We start from the raw sequence: 16,293 nt of genomic DNA, 5'->3' as shown, positions 1-16,293 counted from the left end.
ATCAACCCCACCCCTCGCGCCCTCGGACCCACCCCACTGATCAACCCGCGTAAAAGGGGCGAGCCCCGGACCGAAGTCCAGGGCTCGCCCCTTTGAACGCTGCCGACGCCTATGGCGTACTACAACTCGTCAGTTGTCGTCCTCGTCGATCAGGAACCCACGCATCGGCGAGGGAGCCTGCCCCATCGGCGACGGACCCTGCGGCCGGACCGGAGCCATCGGCTGGGTCATCGCGGGCGACATCTGCTGCTGGCCGCCGTAGGACGGAGCGGCCGGCGCCGGAGCACCACCCATACCGCCCGGGTTGCCACCGTAGGACGGGGCACTCGCACCGGCCGGAGCCATCGAGGGCGCCGGGGACGGCGGAAGCGACGCGGTCGCCGGGGTACGCGGCGGGGCCAGCGAGTCGTCGGCCTGGGTCTCCAGCTGACGCAGCTGCGACTCCAGGTAGGACTTCAGGCGGGTGCGGTACTCGCGCTCGAAGCCACGCAGGTCCTCGACCTTGCGCTCCAGCGTGGCGCGGGCGGACTCCAGGGAGCCCATCGCGACGCGGTGCTTCTCCTGCGCGTCCCGCTCCAGCGCGTCGGCCTTGGCACGGGCGTCACGCTCGAGACCCTCGGCACGCGAACGCGCCTCGCCGACGATCTTGTTGGCCTCGGAACGGGCCTCGGCGATCGCCTGGTCGGCGGTCTGCTGGGCCAGCGAGAGGACACGGGCGGCGCTGTCGCCACCGGGACCCTGACCGGGGCCGCCCATCGGACCGCCCATGGGGCCGCCCATCGGGCCACCCATCTGCTGCTGCATGGGCGGCTGACCGCCCATGGGGCCCTGACCCATCGGACCCTGGCCCATCGGACCGGGACCCTGCGGGCCACCCTGGCCACCGCTGGGACCGGCAGGCAGCTGCGGCGCACCGCTCGGCAGCTGGGGCGGGCCACCCATGGGGCCGCCCATCTGCTGCTGCGGCGGGCCAGATATGCCGGCCGGCACGGGGCCGCCGGGCCCACGCATGCCCTGCTGCGGCATCCCCTGCTGAGGCATGCCCTGCTGGGGCATCCCCTGCTGCTGGTCCTGCGGACCGGGACCGCCGGGCCCCTCCGGGGGCTTGCGCATGTTCTGCTGGTTCTGCGCGGCGGCACGCGTCGCCGCGGCCAGCTTGGCGCGCAGGTCCTCGTTCTCGCGGAGCAGGCGGGTCAGTTCGGCTTCGACCTCATCGAGGAAGGCATCGACCTCGTCCTCGTCATAGCCTTCTCGGAGGCGGACGGTCGTGAACTGCTTGTTCCGCACGTCCTCGGGGGTCAACGGCATCTCTTCACCTCAACGTAGTCGTCGGCATCGGCAAGACGGTAGTTCACATCGCTCACAGCCGGCTCACGATCGAGATCAGGATGTAGACGATGATCATCAGTACGAAGAAGGACAGGTCGAGCGCCACGCCCCCGAGACGCAGCGGCGGAATGAACCGCCGCAGAAGCTTGAGCGGTGGATCGGTGACAGTGTAGGTGGCCTCCAGAACGACCACCATCGCCTTGCCAGGTTGCCATGAGCGGGCGAACTGGAAGACGTAGTCCATGACCAACCGGAAGATGAGCACGATCAGGAAGCACATCAGCGCGATGTAGACGACATCCAGAACCACGCTCATGACCTGTGCTTCCCTCTCCCCTGTTTTCCGTGCTGCGGGTACTGCTTGTACTGCTGTTTCCGGCCTTGCGTCTCAGCTCTGGTTGAAGAACCCGCCCTCTGCGATACGGGCCTTGTCCTCCGCCGTGACATCGACGTTAGCAGGCGACAACAGGAACACCTTCTGCGTCACCCGCTCGATGCTGCCGTGAAGACCAAACACCAAACCGGCCGCAAAGTCGACAAGTCGCTTGGCGTCTGTGTCATCCATCTCAGTGAGATTCATGATCACAGGGGTGCCCTCGCGGAAGTGTTCCCCGATGGTACGGGCCTCGTTGTAGGTCCGCGGGTGAAGTGTGGTGATCCGGTAAGGCTCTCGTTCCGACACGACCTTGGGCATGATCACCGGTGCGTTCTTCTCCAGGCTCTGGCGTTCTTGTGTGATGGACGCCACGGGCGCGATCCGCGCCGGACGTCCGGATTCCGCGGCTAGCGAAGCGGAACGGGCGACCGGTTCACGCGGGGTGGACGGCTGCACGATTCGCACCTCTTCGTCCCTTTGGGACTGATGTGCACCATGAGACTGGTGCACCGGTTCGTGCCGCCGGTGGTCCCGCTCGGGCTCCGGGTCCAGTTCGGGTTCGAAGTCGTCGTCGGGGTCGAAACCGCGGCCGTCGTACCCATCGTCCTCCACGAGGCCGAGGTAGACCGCCATCTTGCGCATCGCGCCGGCCATGCTCTGAGTCCTCCGCTCTGTGGTGGATCTGCTGACGACTGCCAAGTGCCTGCGATCCACGAGGTCGTTACGCCCGCCTTTCGGCGGCAATGACCATATTTTCTGCTGTGGTCCGACTTCCTGGCGACGTTACCCGAGCCTCGCGCGGACTCCGAGTACCGCGGTACCGACGCGTACATGTGTCGCTCCGGCGGCCACGGCCTGTTCGAGATCCGCACTCATCCCTGCCGAGACCATGTTCGCAGCCGGATGAGCTCGGCGCAGGTCGGTCGACAAATCCATCAACCGCTCGAACGCCGCCAGTTCGCGTCCCGCGTACTCCCCGGTGAGCGGCGCGACGGTCATCAACCCGTCGAGCCGCAGCCCCGGAGCCTGCGCGACGAGGTCGGCCAACTCTTCGATTCCGCCCGGCGCCACGCCACCCCGCTCCCCGCGCGCGCTCTCACCCGCGTCGAGCGCGACCTGGATCAGACACCCGACCTCGCGCCCGGCCCGGACGGCCTCCTTGGAGAGGGCCGTCACCAGCTTCGAACGATCGACGGACTGCACGAGATCCGCGTAACCGACCACGGATCGCACTTTATTGGTCTGCAATTGGCCAACAAAGTGCCAAGTAAGGGGCAGATCAGCACATTCGGCCGCCTTGGGGGCCGCGTCCTGGTCCTTGTTCTCGGCGACGTCACGGACACCGAGCTCCGACAGGATCCGCACATCGCTCGCGGGATACGTCTTGGTGACCACGATCAGGGTCACCTCTTCACGCTTGCGCCCCGCGGCCACGCACGCGGCGGCGATGCGCTCCTCCACCTTCGCCAGATTTGCGGCGAGTTCGCCCTTACGGTCCGTCATGCTCTCTCAGTCCAGCCAGACATATCCCGCGAGTCGCCCCGTGGTGCGCTCGCGGCGGTACGAGAAGTGGTCGCCCGACTCCAGCGTGCACACCGGCGACTGCTCCCGGTCGCGCACCCCGAGCCGGTCGAGCTGCGCGTGCACTCCGGCGGTCACGTCGACGGCGGGAGTGCCCCAACTCGTCTCGGCGTACGCCGCCGGTTCGACGGCGGCGACGTCGGCGCGCATCTCCTCCGGCACTTCGTAGCACCGGCCGCAGACGGCGGGTCCGGTGCGGGCGACGATCCGGGCGGGATCGGCGCCGAGTCCGGTCATGGCCCGTACGGCGGCGGGGACGACCCCCGCGATCATTCCGGGCCGGCCCGCGTGGGCCGCGGCCACGACACCGGCGACCGGGTCGGCGAGCAGGACGGGCGTGCAGTCGGCGGTGAGGACGGCGAGGGCGAGACCGCGCTCGGCGGTGACCACCGCGTCGACCTCCGGCACCGGCCGGTCCCCCCACGGCGAGGAGACCACCTGGACGTCGGCCCCGTGCACCTGGTTCATCCAGACCACCCGCGCCGGGTCGATCCCCAGCGACTTGGCGGCCAGTTCACGATTGGCGCGGACGGCGTCGGCGTCGTCGCCGACCGCCCCGCCGAGGTTCAGCTCCTCGTACGGAACGGCGCTCACCCCGCCCCACCGGTCGGTGAAGGCGAAGTGCGCGCCGCTCACGGTGTCGCGCTGTCCTATCACTTCAGGAAGTCCGGCACGTCCAGTTCCTCGGCCGCACTGTCCGAGTAGGTCCGCGACGGCGGCACCGGCGGGGCGACCGGGAGGTCGGCGACCGGCTCGGGCGCGGGCTCCGGCTCCTCCTTCGGCGTGACGCTGCCGAGCGAGCCGAAGGTCGGGCGGGACTCGGTCTGCCGTGCCGGAGCGGGCTCCTCGCGGCGGGCCGTGGACGACGAGGCCGAGCCGAGGACGTTGTCCCGGCGGGCCGGCGGCTGGCCGCCGTCGAAGCCGGCGGCGATCACCGTGACGCGCACCTCGTCGCCGAGGGCGTCATCGATGACCGCGCCGAAGATGATGTTGGCCTCGGGGTGGGCGGCCTCGGAGACCAGCTGGGCGGCCTCGTTGATCTCGAACAGACCGAGGTCGGAACCGCCGGAGATGGAGAGCAGCACACCGCGGGCGCCGTCGATGGACGCCTCCAGCAGCGGCGAGGAGATCGCCATCTCGGCGGCGGCCACCGCGCGGTCGTCGCCGCGGGCCGAGCCGATGCCCATGAGGGCCGAACCGGCCTCGGACATGACCGACTTGACGTCGGCGAAGTCGAGGTTGATCAGGCCGGGCGTGGTGATGAGGTCGGTGATGCCCTGGACACCGGAGAGCAGGACCTGGTCGGCCGACTTGAAGGCGTCGAGCACCGAGACCTGGCGGTCCGAGATGGACAGCAGCCGGTCGTTGGGGATGACGATGAGGGTGTCGACCTCTTCGCGGAGTTCCGCGATGCCGTCCTCGGCCTGGTTGGCGCGGCGCCGGCCCTCGAAGGTGAACGGGCGGGTGACCACGCCGATGGTCAGGGCGCCGAGAGAGCGGGCGATGTTGGCCACGACGGGTGCGCCGCCGGTGCCGGTGCCGCCGCCTTCACCGGCCGTCACGAAGACCATGTCGGCCCCCTTGAGGACCTCCTCGATCTCCTCGCGGTGGTCCTCGGCGGCCTTGCGGCCGACAGCCGGGTTGGCGCCGGCGCCGAGTCCGCGGGTGAGTTCACGGCCGACGTCGAGCTTGACGTCGGCGTCGCTCATCAACAGCGCCTGCGCGTCGGTGTTGATGGCGATGAACTCGACACCCTTGAGACCGACCTCGATCATCCGGTTGATGGCATTGACACCACCGCCGCCGACACCGATGACTTTGATGACTGCGAGGTAGTTCTGCGGTGCTGCCACGTCGAAGGCCTCTCGCCTCGAGTTACGTGTCGTCGTCTCGCGGGTCATGCGAGCTGACGACGGATGCCGAATGGGACGGTCCATAGTGCCGACCCGAACCCTAACGTTGAAGTTTAGGGTTACCAGTGTGTCTGTTCCCTGGAGTCTTCTGAACAGGACACTAAGTCGACAAGTGGCGCACGTTCAACGAACACGCCGAACCTCCCGTTTTTCTTTTCACCCTATGTGATCAGCCATGTCGCTGCCCAACCAGGGTGGTGGCCTGCGCGGATGTGCGTCAACTCCCCGATGACGCAGGGGCGGTGGGAACCGAGACGTCGAAGTGCCGCGCACCGGCCGCCGCTTTCAGCAGGCCGGTGAGCGTACGGGCTTTTGCGGCACCCTTCTCGCTGCTCCCCCACTCGACCGTCCGGCCGCCGCTCAACTCCAGCGAGATGTCGTCGTACGAACGCACCTTGACGGTCCGTGCCGTCTTCGCGACGGCGGCCGGAATGTCACCGGCCACGCGTACCGCCTCCCGCACCAGCCGGTCCTCGCCGAAGCGGCGCAGGCTCGCGGCGGCGGAGCCGGACTCGGAGACCGTCAATTCGAGTGCGGGGACGCCTTTCGGGGCCCGAGAAACCGTGGCAAAACGGACGCCGTCGTCGTCCACTTCGACAAACTTTCCGCCCTTTTCGACAATCAGGACCGGAGTGCGCTCGACCACTTTCAGCCCGATTCCGTGGGGCCAGGAGCGAGTCACGTCAACCGAGTCAATTCGGGGCAATTTCCGGAGCAAGCGTGCCTCGATCGCATCGGTGTCGACCGAAATCAGCGGCGACCCGAGGGGCACATCCGCGGCCTCGCGCACCTGTGCGGGCGTCAGGACGCCGGTGCCGGAGACCGACACCCGCTCCACGCGCAGCCATTGGGAGCCGTAGAGGGCCCAGACGGAACCGGCGCCGAGGAGGACCAGGGCGACGGCCAGGATGATGATCGTACGAGGCCGGGGCAGCCTCAACCGTCGGGCAGGGGGCGGAGCGGACGACGACTCCTGCTGGCGCTCGCCGCGTTCGGCGGTGGTCGGTCCGGCCACGCTCCCTGCCCTTCGGTCATACGTTCCTAGTGACGTGCACGGTTGGCGGCGATCGCCTCGTACACCATGCCGACGAGCAGGTCGTCGGCGTCCCGGCGGCCGAACTCGGCGGCGGCGCGGGACATCTGGTACAGCCGGTGCGGATCGGCGAGCACGGGCAGGACGTTCTGCTGGACCCACTCCGGGGTGAGCTCCGCGTCGTCGACCAGCAGGCCGCCGCCCGCCTTGACCACCGGCTGGGCGTTGAGCCGCTGTTCGCCGTTGCCGATGGGCAGCGGGACGTAGGCGGCCGGGAGTCCGACGGCGGAGAGCTCGGCGACGGTCATCGCACCCGCGCGGCAAAGCATCATGTCGGCCGCGGCGTACGCGAGGTCCATCCGGTCCACGTACGGTACCGGGATGTACGGCGGCATCCCCGGCATATGGTGCACCTGCGGCAGTTCGTTCTTCGGGCCGACCGCGTGCAGGATCTGGATGCCGGCCTGCTGGAGCCAGGGGGCGACCTGCTGGACGACCTCGTTGAGGCGGCGGGCGCCCTGGGAGCCGCCGGAGACCAGGAGGGTCGGCAGGTTCGGGTCGAGGCCGAACGCCGCGCGGGCCTCGGGGCGGACGGCGGCCCGGTCCAGGGTGGCGATGGTGCGGCGCAGCGGGATGCCGATGTAGCGGGCGCCGCGCAGCTTGCTGTCCGGGGTGGAGACGGCGACCTGGGCGGCGTACCGCGAGCCGATCTTGTTGGCCAGGCCGGGGCGGGCGTTGGCCTCGTGGATCACGATCGGCACGCCCAGGCGTTTGGCGGCGAGGTAGCCGGGCAGCGCCACGTAACCGCCGAAGCCGACGACGGCGTCCGCCTTGGTGCGCTCCAGGACCTGCTCGGCGGCCTTGATCGTGCCGCGCAGCCGGCCCGGGACGGTGATCAGCTCGGGGGTGGGCTTGCGTGGCAGCGGTACGGCGGGGATCAGCGCGAGTTCGTAGCCGCGCTCGGGGACGAGGCGGGTCTCAAGGCCGCGCTCCGTGCCCAGCGCCGTGATCCCCACGGTCGGGTCCTGCCTGCGCAGGGCGTCCGCGAGGGCGAGCGCGGGCTCGATGTGGCCGGCGGTCCCCCCACCGGCGAGTACGACATGCACCGAAATTCACCGCTCTCCGGACGTACGTGCCGCCGAGGCACGCCGTCGCATCGTGTTCCATCTCCGAGGCTCCCTGGTCCGAGCGGAGCCCCCGGCACCCCGCTTTCTACCAAAGCGGGGTTGCCGCATCGCAAGCGCGGCCCGCGCAGCGGGCTCGTCGCGAGCGAAGGCGATCAGCAGCCCGATCGCGAACATGGTCGGCAGCAGGGCGGATCCTCCGTAGGAGAACAGCGGGAGGGGGACACCGGCGATCGGCAGCAGACCGAGCACCGCACCGATGTTGATCACGGCCTGGGCCGTGACCCAGGTGGTCACGCCTCCCGCGGCATACCTGACGAAGGGGTCCTCCGTGCGGCCGGCCACGCGGATACCCGCATAGCCTAGAGCCGCGAACAGGGCGAGCACCGACAGCGTCCCCGCCAGGCCCAGTTCCTCACCGGTGACGGCGAAGATGAAGTCCGTGTGCGCTTCCGGGAGTTGACCCCATTTTTCCACACTCGCACCGAGCCCGGAGCCGAAGATTCCGCCGGAGGCGAGGGCGTAGATGCCGTGCACGGCCTGCCAGCAGTCGGCGCCCGCCGACCGGGGCTCGGTGGCGCCGATGCAGGCGAGCCGGGCCATCCGGTTGGGGCTGGTCTTGATGAGGATCAGGCCGATCAGACCGGCGATCGACAGCACCCCCACGAACAGCCGGGTCGGCGCCCCCGCGAGCCACAGCAGGCCGAACAGGATCGCCGTCAGGATGATCGCCGTGCCCATGTCGCCGCCGAGCATGATCAGCCCGAGCAGCATGAACGCGACCGGGACGAGCGGCACCAGCATGTGCTTCCACTGGCTCAGCAGCTTCTTGTCCTGCTTGCGCGCGAGCAGGTCGGCGCCCCACAGCACGAGCGCGAGCTTGCCGAACTCACTGGGCTGGATCTGGAAGGAGCCGCCGAGCGAGATCCAGTTCTGGTTGCCGTTGACCGCCATCCCTATCCCCGGCACCTGCACCAGGGCCATCAGGAAGACCGCGCCCGCGAGGATCGGGTAGGCCAGCGCCCGGTGCAGCTTCACCGGCATCCGGGAGGCCAGAAGCAGCAGCCCGGCGCCGATCGCCGCGGCCAGCAACTGCTTGCGGAAGAAGTACGAGCCGGGCAGCGACATCTGCAACGCCTTGATCTGGGAGGCCGAGTAGACCATCACCAGACCCAGCACGGTGATCAGCAGACTGCCGCCGAGGATCAGGTAGTACGCGGTCAGCGGCCGGTCCCAGGCCTTTTTCGCGCGCGTGTGGAGCCGTCGTACGGGATTGTCGCGCACGGTCCGGGGAGCGGCGGGACGTCTGACGGTCCGCTGCACGGGCGGTCGGCCGGTACGGCTGCTGGGCATCAGAGCCTCCGCTACGTCGGTCAGGAGCCGAGTTCGCGAACCGCCTCCGCGAACGCGTCACCGCGCTGGTTGTAGTTGGTGAACATGTCCATGGACGCGCAGGCCGGGGCCAGCAGCACCGTGTCGCCGGGCCGAGCCAGCCGCTTCGCCTCCGTCACCGCCTGGAGCATCGCCCCAGTGTCGGTCCGGTCGAGGTCGACGACGGGTACTTCCGGGGCGTGTCGCGCGAGGGCTTCGCGGATCAGCTCACGGTCCTGGCCGATCAGCACCGCGCCCCGAAGTCGCTTTGCCGACTTGGCGACCAGCTCGTCGAAGGCAGCGCCCTTGGCGAGTCCGCCGGCGATCCACACGATGGACTCGTACGCGGCCAACGAGGCTTCCGCGGCGTGGGTGTTGGTGGCCTTGGAGTCGTCGACGTACGCGACGCCGTCCACGTCCGCCACGTGCGCGATGCGGTGCGCGTCCGGGGTGAACGCCCGCAGACCGTCGCGTACGGCCTTGGCGGGCACCCCGAAGGCGCGCGCGAGGGCCGCCGCCGCAAGGGCGTTGGCGATGTTGTGCGGGGCGGGCGGGTTGACGTCGGCGACCTCGGCGAGCTCCTGCGCGTTCTTCTGCCGGTTCTCGACGAAGGCGCGGTCGACCAGGATGCCCTCCACGACGCCGAGTTGGGACGGGCCGGGTGTGCCCAGCGTGAAGCCGATGGCCCGGCAGCCCTCCTCGACGTCGGCCTCGCGCACCAGGTCCTCGGTGGCCTTGTCGGCCACGTTGTAGACGCAGGCGACGCGATTGCCCTCGTAGACGCGGCCCTTGTCGCGCGCGTACGCCTCCATGGAGCCGTGCCAGTCGAGGTGGTCCGGGGCCAGGTTGAGGACGGCCGCCGAGTGGGCGCGTACGGAGGGTGCCCAGTGGAGCTGGTAGCTCGACAGCTCCACGGCGAGGACGTCGTACTGCTCCTCGCCGAGCACCGCGTCCAGCACCGAGATCCCGATGTTGCCGACGGCCGCCGTGCGCAGGCCCGCGGCCTTCAGGATCGACGCCAGCATCTGGGTGGTCGTGGTCTTGCCGTTGGTGCCGGTGATCGCGAGCCAGGGGGCCGCCTCGGGGCCGCGCAGCCGCCAGGCGAGTTCGACGTCGCCCCAGATCTCCACACCGGCCGCGCGGGCCGCCTCGAACAGCGGCTTGTCGGGCTTCCAGCCGGGGGCCGTGACGATGAGTTCGGTGCCCTCCGGCAGGGACGCGCCGTCGCCGAGGCGCACGGTGATGCCCAGCGCCTCCAGCTCTGCGGCCTGCTCACGCGCGCGTGCGTCGTCGCCGTCGTTGACGACTGTGACGAGCGCCCCGCGCGCGTGCAGCGCCTTGGCGGCCGGGATGCCGGAGACGCCGAGGCCCGCGACGGTGACGCGCTTGCCCTGCCAGTCGAAGTCCCCCGAGGACACCGAAGAGGTCACTTTTCCGCTGCCCATCCCGCGTAGAAGAGGCCCAGGCCGACGATCACGCAGATGCCCTGGATGATCCAGAAGCGGACCACCACGAGCACCTCGGACCAGCCCTTGAGTTCGAAGTGGTGCTGGAGCGGCGCCATCCGGAAGACGCGCTTGCCCGTCAGACGGAACGAGCCGACCTGGATGACCACCGACATGGTGATGAGGACGAACAGGCCGCCCATGATGGCCACCAGCAGCTCCGTGCGGGAGCAGATGGCCAGACCGGTGAGGACACCGCCGAGCGCGAGCGAACCGGTGTCGCCCATGAAGATCTTCGCCGGGGAGGTGTTCCACCACAGGAAGCCGAGACAGGCGCCCATCAGCGCCGAGGCGATGACCGCGAGGTCGAGCGGATCGCGCACCTCGTAGCAGGCGTTGGGGTTGGTCAGGGTGCCCGCGTTGGCGCAGGACTCCTGGAACTGCCAGACGCCGATGAAGGTGTAGGCGCCGAAGACGAGGACGGAGGCGCCGGTGGCCAGACCGTCCAGACCGTCCGTCAGGTTCACGCCGTTCGACATGGCGAGGATCATGAACAGGGCCCAGATCACGAACAGCACCGGGCCGATCTTCCAGCCGAAGTCCGTGATGAACGACAGCTTGTCGGAGGCCGGGGTGTTGTTGCGGGCGTCCGGGAACATCAGCGCGAGCACCGCGAAGCTGATGCCGACGATCAGCTGGCCGGCCATCTTCGCCTTGGCCCGCAGGCCGAGCGAACGCCGCTTGACGATCTTGATGTAGTCGTCGAGGAAGCCGACCAGGCCCATGCCGACCATCAGGCCGAGCACCAACAGGCCCGAGTAGGTGGGCGGGTAGCCGGTGATGACCTTGGACAGGAAGTAGGCGGCGACCGTCGCCAGGATGAAGGCGATACCGCCCATGGTCGGCGTACCGCGCTTGCTGGCGTGCTCGCGCGGGCCGTCGTCGCGGATGTACTGGCCGTAGCCCTTGCGGGCCAGCAGCTTGATCAGCAGCGGGGTGCCGACCAGGGTCAGGAACAGACCAATGACTCCTGCAAACAGGACTTGCTTCATCATCGGGCGGAAACCTCACCCTCGGCACCGGTCGCGAGCAGCGCAGCGGCGATGCTCTCCAGACCGACCGAACGGGACGCCTTCACGAGTACGACGTCTCCCGGGCGCAGCTCGCTGCGCAACAGGTCGACCGCCGCCTGTGCGTCGGACACGTGCACCGACTCCTCACCCCACGAACCCTCGTTATATGCGCCCAGTTGCAGCCAGGACGCTTCCCTGCCCCCGACCGCGACGAGCTTGCTGACGTTGAGCCGGACGGCGAGCCGTCCGACCGCGTCGTGCTCGGCGAGCGCCTCGTCCCCGAGCTCGGCCATCTTGCCGAGCACCGCCCAGGTCCGCCGCCCCCGGCCCATGGCCACGAGCGCGCGCAGTGCGGCCCGCATGGATTCGGGGTTGGCGTTGTAGGCGTCGTTGACGACGGTCACGCCGTCCGGGCGCTCGGTGACCTCCATCCGCCAGCGGGAGAGGGAGCCCGCCTCGGAGAGCGCGGTGGCGATCTCTTCCGCGGACATGCCCAGCTCATGGGCGACGGCGGCCGCGGCGAGCGCGTTCGACACGTGGTGCTCACCGTACAGGCGCATGGTCACGTCGCTGTCACCGGAGGGTGTGCGAAGCCTGAAGGCCGGCTGTCCCGTGTCCGTGAGTCTCACGTTCTCGGCGCGAACGTCCGCTTCGTCGGACTCTCCGAAAAGGAGCACCTTCGCCTTCGTACGGGACGCCATGGCCCGTACGAGAGGATCGTCGGCGTTGAGGATCGCCGTGCCGCCCTCTTCCGATGGCGGCAGCCCTTCGACGAGCTCGCCCTTGGCCTGCGCGATCTGCTCCCGGCCGCCGAACTCGCCGATGTGGGCGGTGCCGACGTTGAGGACCAGGCCGATCTTCGGGGGCGTCAGTTCGGTGAGGTAGCGGATGTGGCCGATGCCGCGGGCGCCCATCTCCAGCACGAGGAACTGCGTCTCCTCGGTGGCGGACAGGGCGGTCAGGGGCAGCCCGATCTCGTTGTTGAGCGAGCCCGGCGTCCACACCGTCGGCGCCTTGCGCTGGAGCACCTGGGCGATCAGGTCCTTGGTGCTGGTCTTGCCGGCCGAGCCGGTCAGCGCCACGAGGGTCGCGCCGAGCCGTCGTACGACATCGCGTGCGAGGGCGCCGAGGGCCGCCTGGACGTCGTCCACGACGATCGCGGGCACCCCGACGGGGCGCGACGCCAGGACGGCAACCGCGCCCGCCCCGACGACCTGGGCCGCGAAGTCGTGGCCGTCGACGCGTTCGCCGACGAAGGCGACGAAGAGGCTGCCGGGCTCCACTTCCCGGGAGTCCCGGACGACCGGCCCGGTGACCTGGACCGACGGATCCGGTATGTCGTGCGTCTGCCCGCCGACGACTGAGGCGATCTCGGCGAGAGAGAGGGCGATCACAAGTTCATCCCTGGGTCTTCTGGATGGCTTCTCGAAGCACCTGGCGGTCGTCGAAGGGACGGACCACCCCGGCGATGTCCTGGCCCTGCTCGTGGCCCTTGCCCGCGACCAGCACGGTGTCTCCGGGCCGCGCGCGGGCGACGGCGGCGGCGATCGCGGCGGCCCGGTCCTCGAAGACCTGGACCTCGCCGCGCTCGTGTACCGGCACGGACGCCGCACCTTCGAGCATGGTTGCGAGGATCGCCAGCGGGTCCTCGGAGCGGGGGTTGTCGGACGTCAGTACGGCGGTGTCGGCGAGCCGCGCCACGGCGGCACCCATCGGCGCGCGCTTGGTTCTGTCGCGGTCGCCGCCGCAGCCGAGGACGACGTGCAGGCTGCCCTCGGTGACCTTGCGGAGCGCCTTGAGGACGGACTCGACGGCGTCGGTCTTGTGGGCGTAGTCCACGACCGCGAGATAGGGCTGCCCGGCGTCCACGCGCTCCAGGCGCCCCGGCACGCCCGGCACCGCGGCGATGCCGTCGGCGGCGGTCTGCGGGTCGAGCCCGGCGACGGCCAGGGCGACGATCGCGGCGAGGGTGTTGGCCACGTTGAAGGGGCCCGCCAGAGGCGACCTGGCGTGGATGCGCTCGCCCTCGGGGCCGATCACGGTGAACGTCGAGTCCATCGGGCCGACCTGGACGTTCTCGGCCCGCCAGTCGGCGTCGGGGTGGCCCTCTGCGGAGAAGGTGACGACCGGGACGGTGGCCTCCTCGACCAGCCGGCGGCCGTACTCGTCGTCGAAGTTGACGACGCCGCGTTTGCTGCGTTTCGGCGTGAACAGCTGCGCCTTGGCCCGGAAGTAGTCCTCCATGTCGGAGTGGAACTCCATGTGTTCCGGGCTGAGGTTGGTGAAGACGCCGATGTCGAAGACGCAGCCGTCGACCCGGCCGAGGACCAGGGCGTGGCTGGAGACCTCCATCGCCACGGCCTCCACGCCGCGTTCGTGCATGACCGCGAACAGGGCCTGGAGATCGGTGGCTTCGGGGGTGGTGCGCTCCGACTTGATGCGCTCGTCGCCGATCCGCATCTCGACCGTGCCGATGAGACCGGTGTTGTTCTTGGTCTTCAGGCCGCCCTCGACGAGGTAGGCGGTGGTGGTCTTGCCGGAGGTGCCGGTGATGCCGATCTGGAGCAGGTCGCGGCCCGGCCGGCCGTAGACGGTGGCCGCCAGTTCGCCCATCCGCGCGCGCGGGTCGTCCACGACCAGGACCGGCAGGCCGGTCGCCGCGGCGCGCTCGGCGCCGGTCGGGTCGGTGAGCACGGCGGCGGCGCCGAGGCCGGCGGCCTGGGTGACGAAGTCGGCGCCGTGCAGGCGGGCGCCCGGGAGGGCGGCGTACAGGTCGCCGGGGCGGACCGCGCGCGAGTCATGGGTGATGCCCGTGACCTCGGCGGTGCTGCCCGGCTGCGCGACACCCAGCTGATCGGCGAGTTCCGCGAGGGGTGTTGCGGAGACCCGGACCGGCCGGGGCGGTCCCGGATATGTCACGGGATGGCCCTTCTGGGTGGTTTCGGACTGATCAGCGTGTGGCACGGCGGTGAGCGTACCGGGCACACCCGGTTCGGAGCGAAGTGAGGGCGCGGGCATGCTCTGGTTCCCGGGATCGGGAGTGATCGTTGTCACGAGGTGGTTCCTGGCTGCTCGTACTGATCAGGGCTTGAAGGTGACGGGAAGGGAGGCGGACTTGGTTCCCGTCGGCGGGACCTGGAGGGTCTTCAGGGCGAACTCCATGACCTGCTTGTAGACGGGGCCGCAGATCTGGCCGCCGAAGTAACTGCCCTTGGTGGCGTTCTGGATGGCGCAGTACACGGTGATGCGGGGGCTGTCGGCGGGCGCGAACCCGGCGAACGACGAGGTGTAGCCGCGGTACTTGCCGGTGGCCGGATCCACACGGTTGGCCGTACCCGTCTTGCCCGCGACCCGGTACCCCGGAATGCGCGCCTTGGCGCCGGTGCCCGCCTCGTCGTCCACGACCGACTCCAGCATCTGGGCGAGGGTCTTCGCCGTCTTCTCGCTGATCACCCTTGACTTCTTGGGCTTCGCGGCGGGCGTGAAGCGTCCGTCGGGTCCCTGCGTGCCGCGCACGAGCGTGGGCTCGACGCGTACGCCGCCGTTGGCGATCGTCGAGTAGACGGAGGCGGCCTGCATCGCGTTGAGGGAGACGCCCTGGCCGAAAGGAATCGTGTACTGCTGCGAGGTCGACCAGTCCTGGGGCGCGGCGAGGATGCCCTTCGTCTCGCCGGGGAAGTCCAGGCCGCTGTAGCTGCCGAGGCCGAACCTGCGCAGGTAGGAGTAGAGGACCTGGTTGGACTCGGCCTGGGTCTTGCCGAGTTGGCCGGTCGCCAGGATGGTGCCGATGTTGCTGGACATGGCGAGCACGCCGTTGAGCGTGAGGTACCAGGTCTTGTGGTCGACGTCGTCCTTGAAGAGCCGGTCGCCGCGGTGCAGCCGGTTGGGCACGGTGACGTGCGTCAGCGGCGTCGCGGCGTTCTCCTCCAGCACGGCGGCCATCGACATGACCTTGGCGGTGGAGCCGGGCTCGTAGGCGTCCTCCACGGCCCAGTTGTGCAGGGTGCTCGGGTCGGCCCGGCTCAGGTCGCCGGGGTCGAAGCCGGGCGAGTTGGCCATCGCGAGGATCTCGCCGGTCTTCGTGTCCTGCACTATCACGTACCCGCGGTCCGCCTTGGACTTCCGCACCTGCTCGGCGATGGCGTTCTGCGCGGCCCACTGGATGTCGCGGTCGATGGTGAGCTCGACGTCGCTGCCGGGCACGGCGGGGGTCTCCGTGGAACCCGCGGTCGGGACCTGCCGGCCCCCGGACTGGGCGTACCGGATCTTGCCGTCCTTGCCGGAGAGCAGCGTGTTCAGCTGCTGCTCTACCCCGCCGCCGCCCTTGCCGTCGGCGTTGACCCAGCCCAGTATCCCGGCGGCGAGATCGCCGTTCGGGTACACGCGCTTGCTGGTGGCGACGGCGAAGACGCCGGCGAGGACGTTGACGCCGGTGCCGTCCTCGGCCTTCGTCGCCAGTGCGTTCTTGAGGTCCTTGATCTGCTTCCAGACCTGCGGTGTCTGCCGCCCGGCGAGCTTGACGTACTGCCCCTTGGTGCGGAGCTTCTCGGTCAGCTCGCTCTGCTCCTGCCCGAGGATCGGGGCGAGCAGCGCGGCGGCCTGCTCGGGCCCGTCGTCGATCTTGAGCTGCTTGCGCTTGAAGAGCGTGGGGTCGGCCGTGATGTCGTACGCGTCCACGCTGGTCGCGAGGGCCACGCCGGCGCGGTCGGTGATCTGGCCGCGCTCGGCGGCCAGGGTGTAGCCGACGTACCGGTTCTGCTCGGCCTTGGCGGCGTAGGTGCTCGCGTCCACGGCCTGGACCTGGAGCAGCCGGACCGCGAAGGCGATCAGGACGAGGGTCAGGGCGAGGCTGACCATGCGCAGCCGGGGCCGGGGGCTGCCGAGGCGGATCTGCCGCGGGGCCGTGCCGCGCGGGGCCGCGGGGCGTGGCGACGCCGGGCGGCGGGCCGGGCGGGCGCCGGGACCGGCGGGGCGCCGGCGGCCGTCGGGGGCGGGCCTGGCGGGTCCGGGCACACGGCGGCGCGGCGGTTCCCTGTCGGACACTTCCG

14 protein-coding genes are annotated in these 16,293 nt (G+C 69.9%); all 14 read right to left on the bottom strand.

Going from position 1 to position 16,293, the window contains the following annotated elements; genetic code table 11:
* Window positions 1–129: 129 nt before the first annotated feature.
* The 14 genes from DI272_RS35945 to DI272_RS35880 all read right to left on the bottom strand — a co-directional run bounded on the left by DI272_RS35945 (window position 130) and on the right by DI272_RS35880 (window position 16,288).
* Complete coding sequence (locus DI272_RS35945) at window positions 130–1,308, bottom strand: DivIVA domain-containing protein (protein WP_109499352.1); 1,179 nt, start codon at window positions 1,306–1,308, stop codon at window positions 130–132.
* A gap of 52 nt (window positions 1,309–1,360) precedes the next feature.
* Window positions 1,361–1,645: a YggT family protein gene (locus DI272_RS35940; protein ID WP_007448661.1), complete on the bottom strand. Its 285-nt coding sequence runs from the start codon at window positions 1,643–1,645 to the stop codon at window positions 1,361–1,363.
* 72 nt (window positions 1,646–1,717) lie between these two features.
* On the bottom strand, window positions 1,718–2,359 hold the full coding sequence (locus tag DI272_RS35935; RefSeq protein WP_097262896.1) for a cell division protein SepF: 642 nt from the start codon (window positions 2,357–2,359) through the stop codon (window positions 1,718–1,720).
* Window positions 2,360–2,488: 129 nt separating this feature from the next.
* Window positions 2,489–3,208, bottom strand: a complete 720-nt coding sequence (locus DI272_RS35930) for a YggS family pyridoxal phosphate-dependent enzyme (RefSeq protein ID WP_109499351.1) — start codon at window positions 3,206–3,208, stop codon at window positions 2,489–2,491.
* A gap of 6 nt (window positions 3,209–3,214) precedes the next feature.
* Window positions 3,215–3,943, bottom strand: a complete 729-nt coding sequence (pgeF, locus tag DI272_RS35925; RefSeq protein ID WP_109499350.1) for a peptidoglycan editing factor PgeF — start codon at window positions 3,941–3,943, stop codon at window positions 3,215–3,217.
* The gene (ftsZ, locus tag DI272_RS35920; protein WP_109501231.1) at window positions 3,940–5,139 is read right to left on the bottom strand and encodes a cell division protein FtsZ; all 1,200 of its coding nucleotides are present in this window, start codon (window positions 5,137–5,139) and stop codon (window positions 3,940–3,942) included. Before ftsZ ends, pgeF begins: the two co-directional genes overlap by 4 nt.
* 277 nt (window positions 5,140–5,416) lie before the next feature.
* On the bottom strand, window positions 5,417–6,214 hold the full coding sequence (locus tag DI272_RS35915) for a cell division protein FtsQ/DivIB (protein WP_109499349.1): 798 nt from the start codon (window positions 6,212–6,214) through the stop codon (window positions 5,417–5,419).
* Between the two features lie 26 nt (window positions 6,215–6,240).
* Window positions 6,241–7,338 carry an undecaprenyldiphospho-muramoylpentapeptide beta-N-acetylglucosaminyltransferase gene (gene murG / locus DI272_RS35910; protein WP_109499348.1) on the bottom strand — a complete coding sequence of 366 codons (1,098 nt, stop codon included), beginning with the start codon at window positions 7,336–7,338 and terminating at the stop codon, window positions 6,241–6,243.
* Between the two features lie 6 nt (window positions 7,339–7,344).
* On the bottom strand, window positions 7,345–8,709 hold the full coding sequence (gene ftsW / locus DI272_RS35905) for a putative lipid II flippase FtsW (RefSeq protein WP_109499347.1): 1,365 nt from the start codon (window positions 8,707–8,709) through the stop codon (window positions 7,345–7,347).
* Window positions 8,710–8,729: 20 nt separating this feature from the next.
* Window positions 8,730–10,172, bottom strand: a complete 1,443-nt coding sequence (murD, locus tag DI272_RS35900; RefSeq protein WP_181387429.1) for a UDP-N-acetylmuramoyl-L-alanine--D-glutamate ligase — start codon at window positions 10,170–10,172, stop codon at window positions 8,730–8,732.
* Window positions 10,154–11,227, bottom strand: a complete 1,074-nt coding sequence (mraY, locus tag DI272_RS35895) for a phospho-N-acetylmuramoyl-pentapeptide-transferase (protein ID WP_181387428.1) — start codon at window positions 11,225–11,227, stop codon at window positions 10,154–10,156. The genes murD and mraY overlap by 19 nt, the downstream gene beginning before the upstream one ends.
* Window positions 11,224–12,639 carry a UDP-N-acetylmuramoyl-tripeptide--D-alanyl-D-alanine ligase gene (murF, locus tag DI272_RS35890; protein ID WP_109499345.1) on the bottom strand — a complete coding sequence of 472 codons (1,416 nt, stop codon included), beginning with the start codon at window positions 12,637–12,639 and terminating at the stop codon, window positions 11,224–11,226. Before murF ends, mraY begins: the two co-directional genes overlap by 4 nt.
* A 4-nt stretch (window positions 12,640–12,643) precedes the next feature.
* Window positions 12,644–14,164: a UDP-N-acetylmuramoyl-L-alanyl-D-glutamate--2,6-diaminopimelate ligase gene (locus DI272_RS35885; RefSeq protein WP_109501229.1), complete on the bottom strand. Its 1,521-nt coding sequence runs from the start codon at window positions 14,162–14,164 to the stop codon at window positions 12,644–12,646.
* A 162-nt stretch (window positions 14,165–14,326) separates the two neighbouring features.
* Window positions 14,327–16,288 (bottom strand): penicillin-binding transpeptidase domain-containing protein, encoded by a 1,962-nt coding sequence (locus tag DI272_RS35880; RefSeq protein WP_309221685.1) that lies wholly within the window; start codon window positions 16,286–16,288, stop codon window positions 14,327–14,329.
* Window positions 16,289–16,293: the final 5 nt, after the last annotated feature.

The organism is Streptomyces sp. Act143 (assembly GCF_003143935.1).
Lineage (GTDB): Bacteria > Actinomycetota > Actinomycetes > Streptomycetales > Streptomycetaceae > Streptomyces.
The sequence above is the reverse complement of the archived record's forward strand: the minus strand, read 5'-3'. Positions and strand labels throughout refer to the sequence as shown.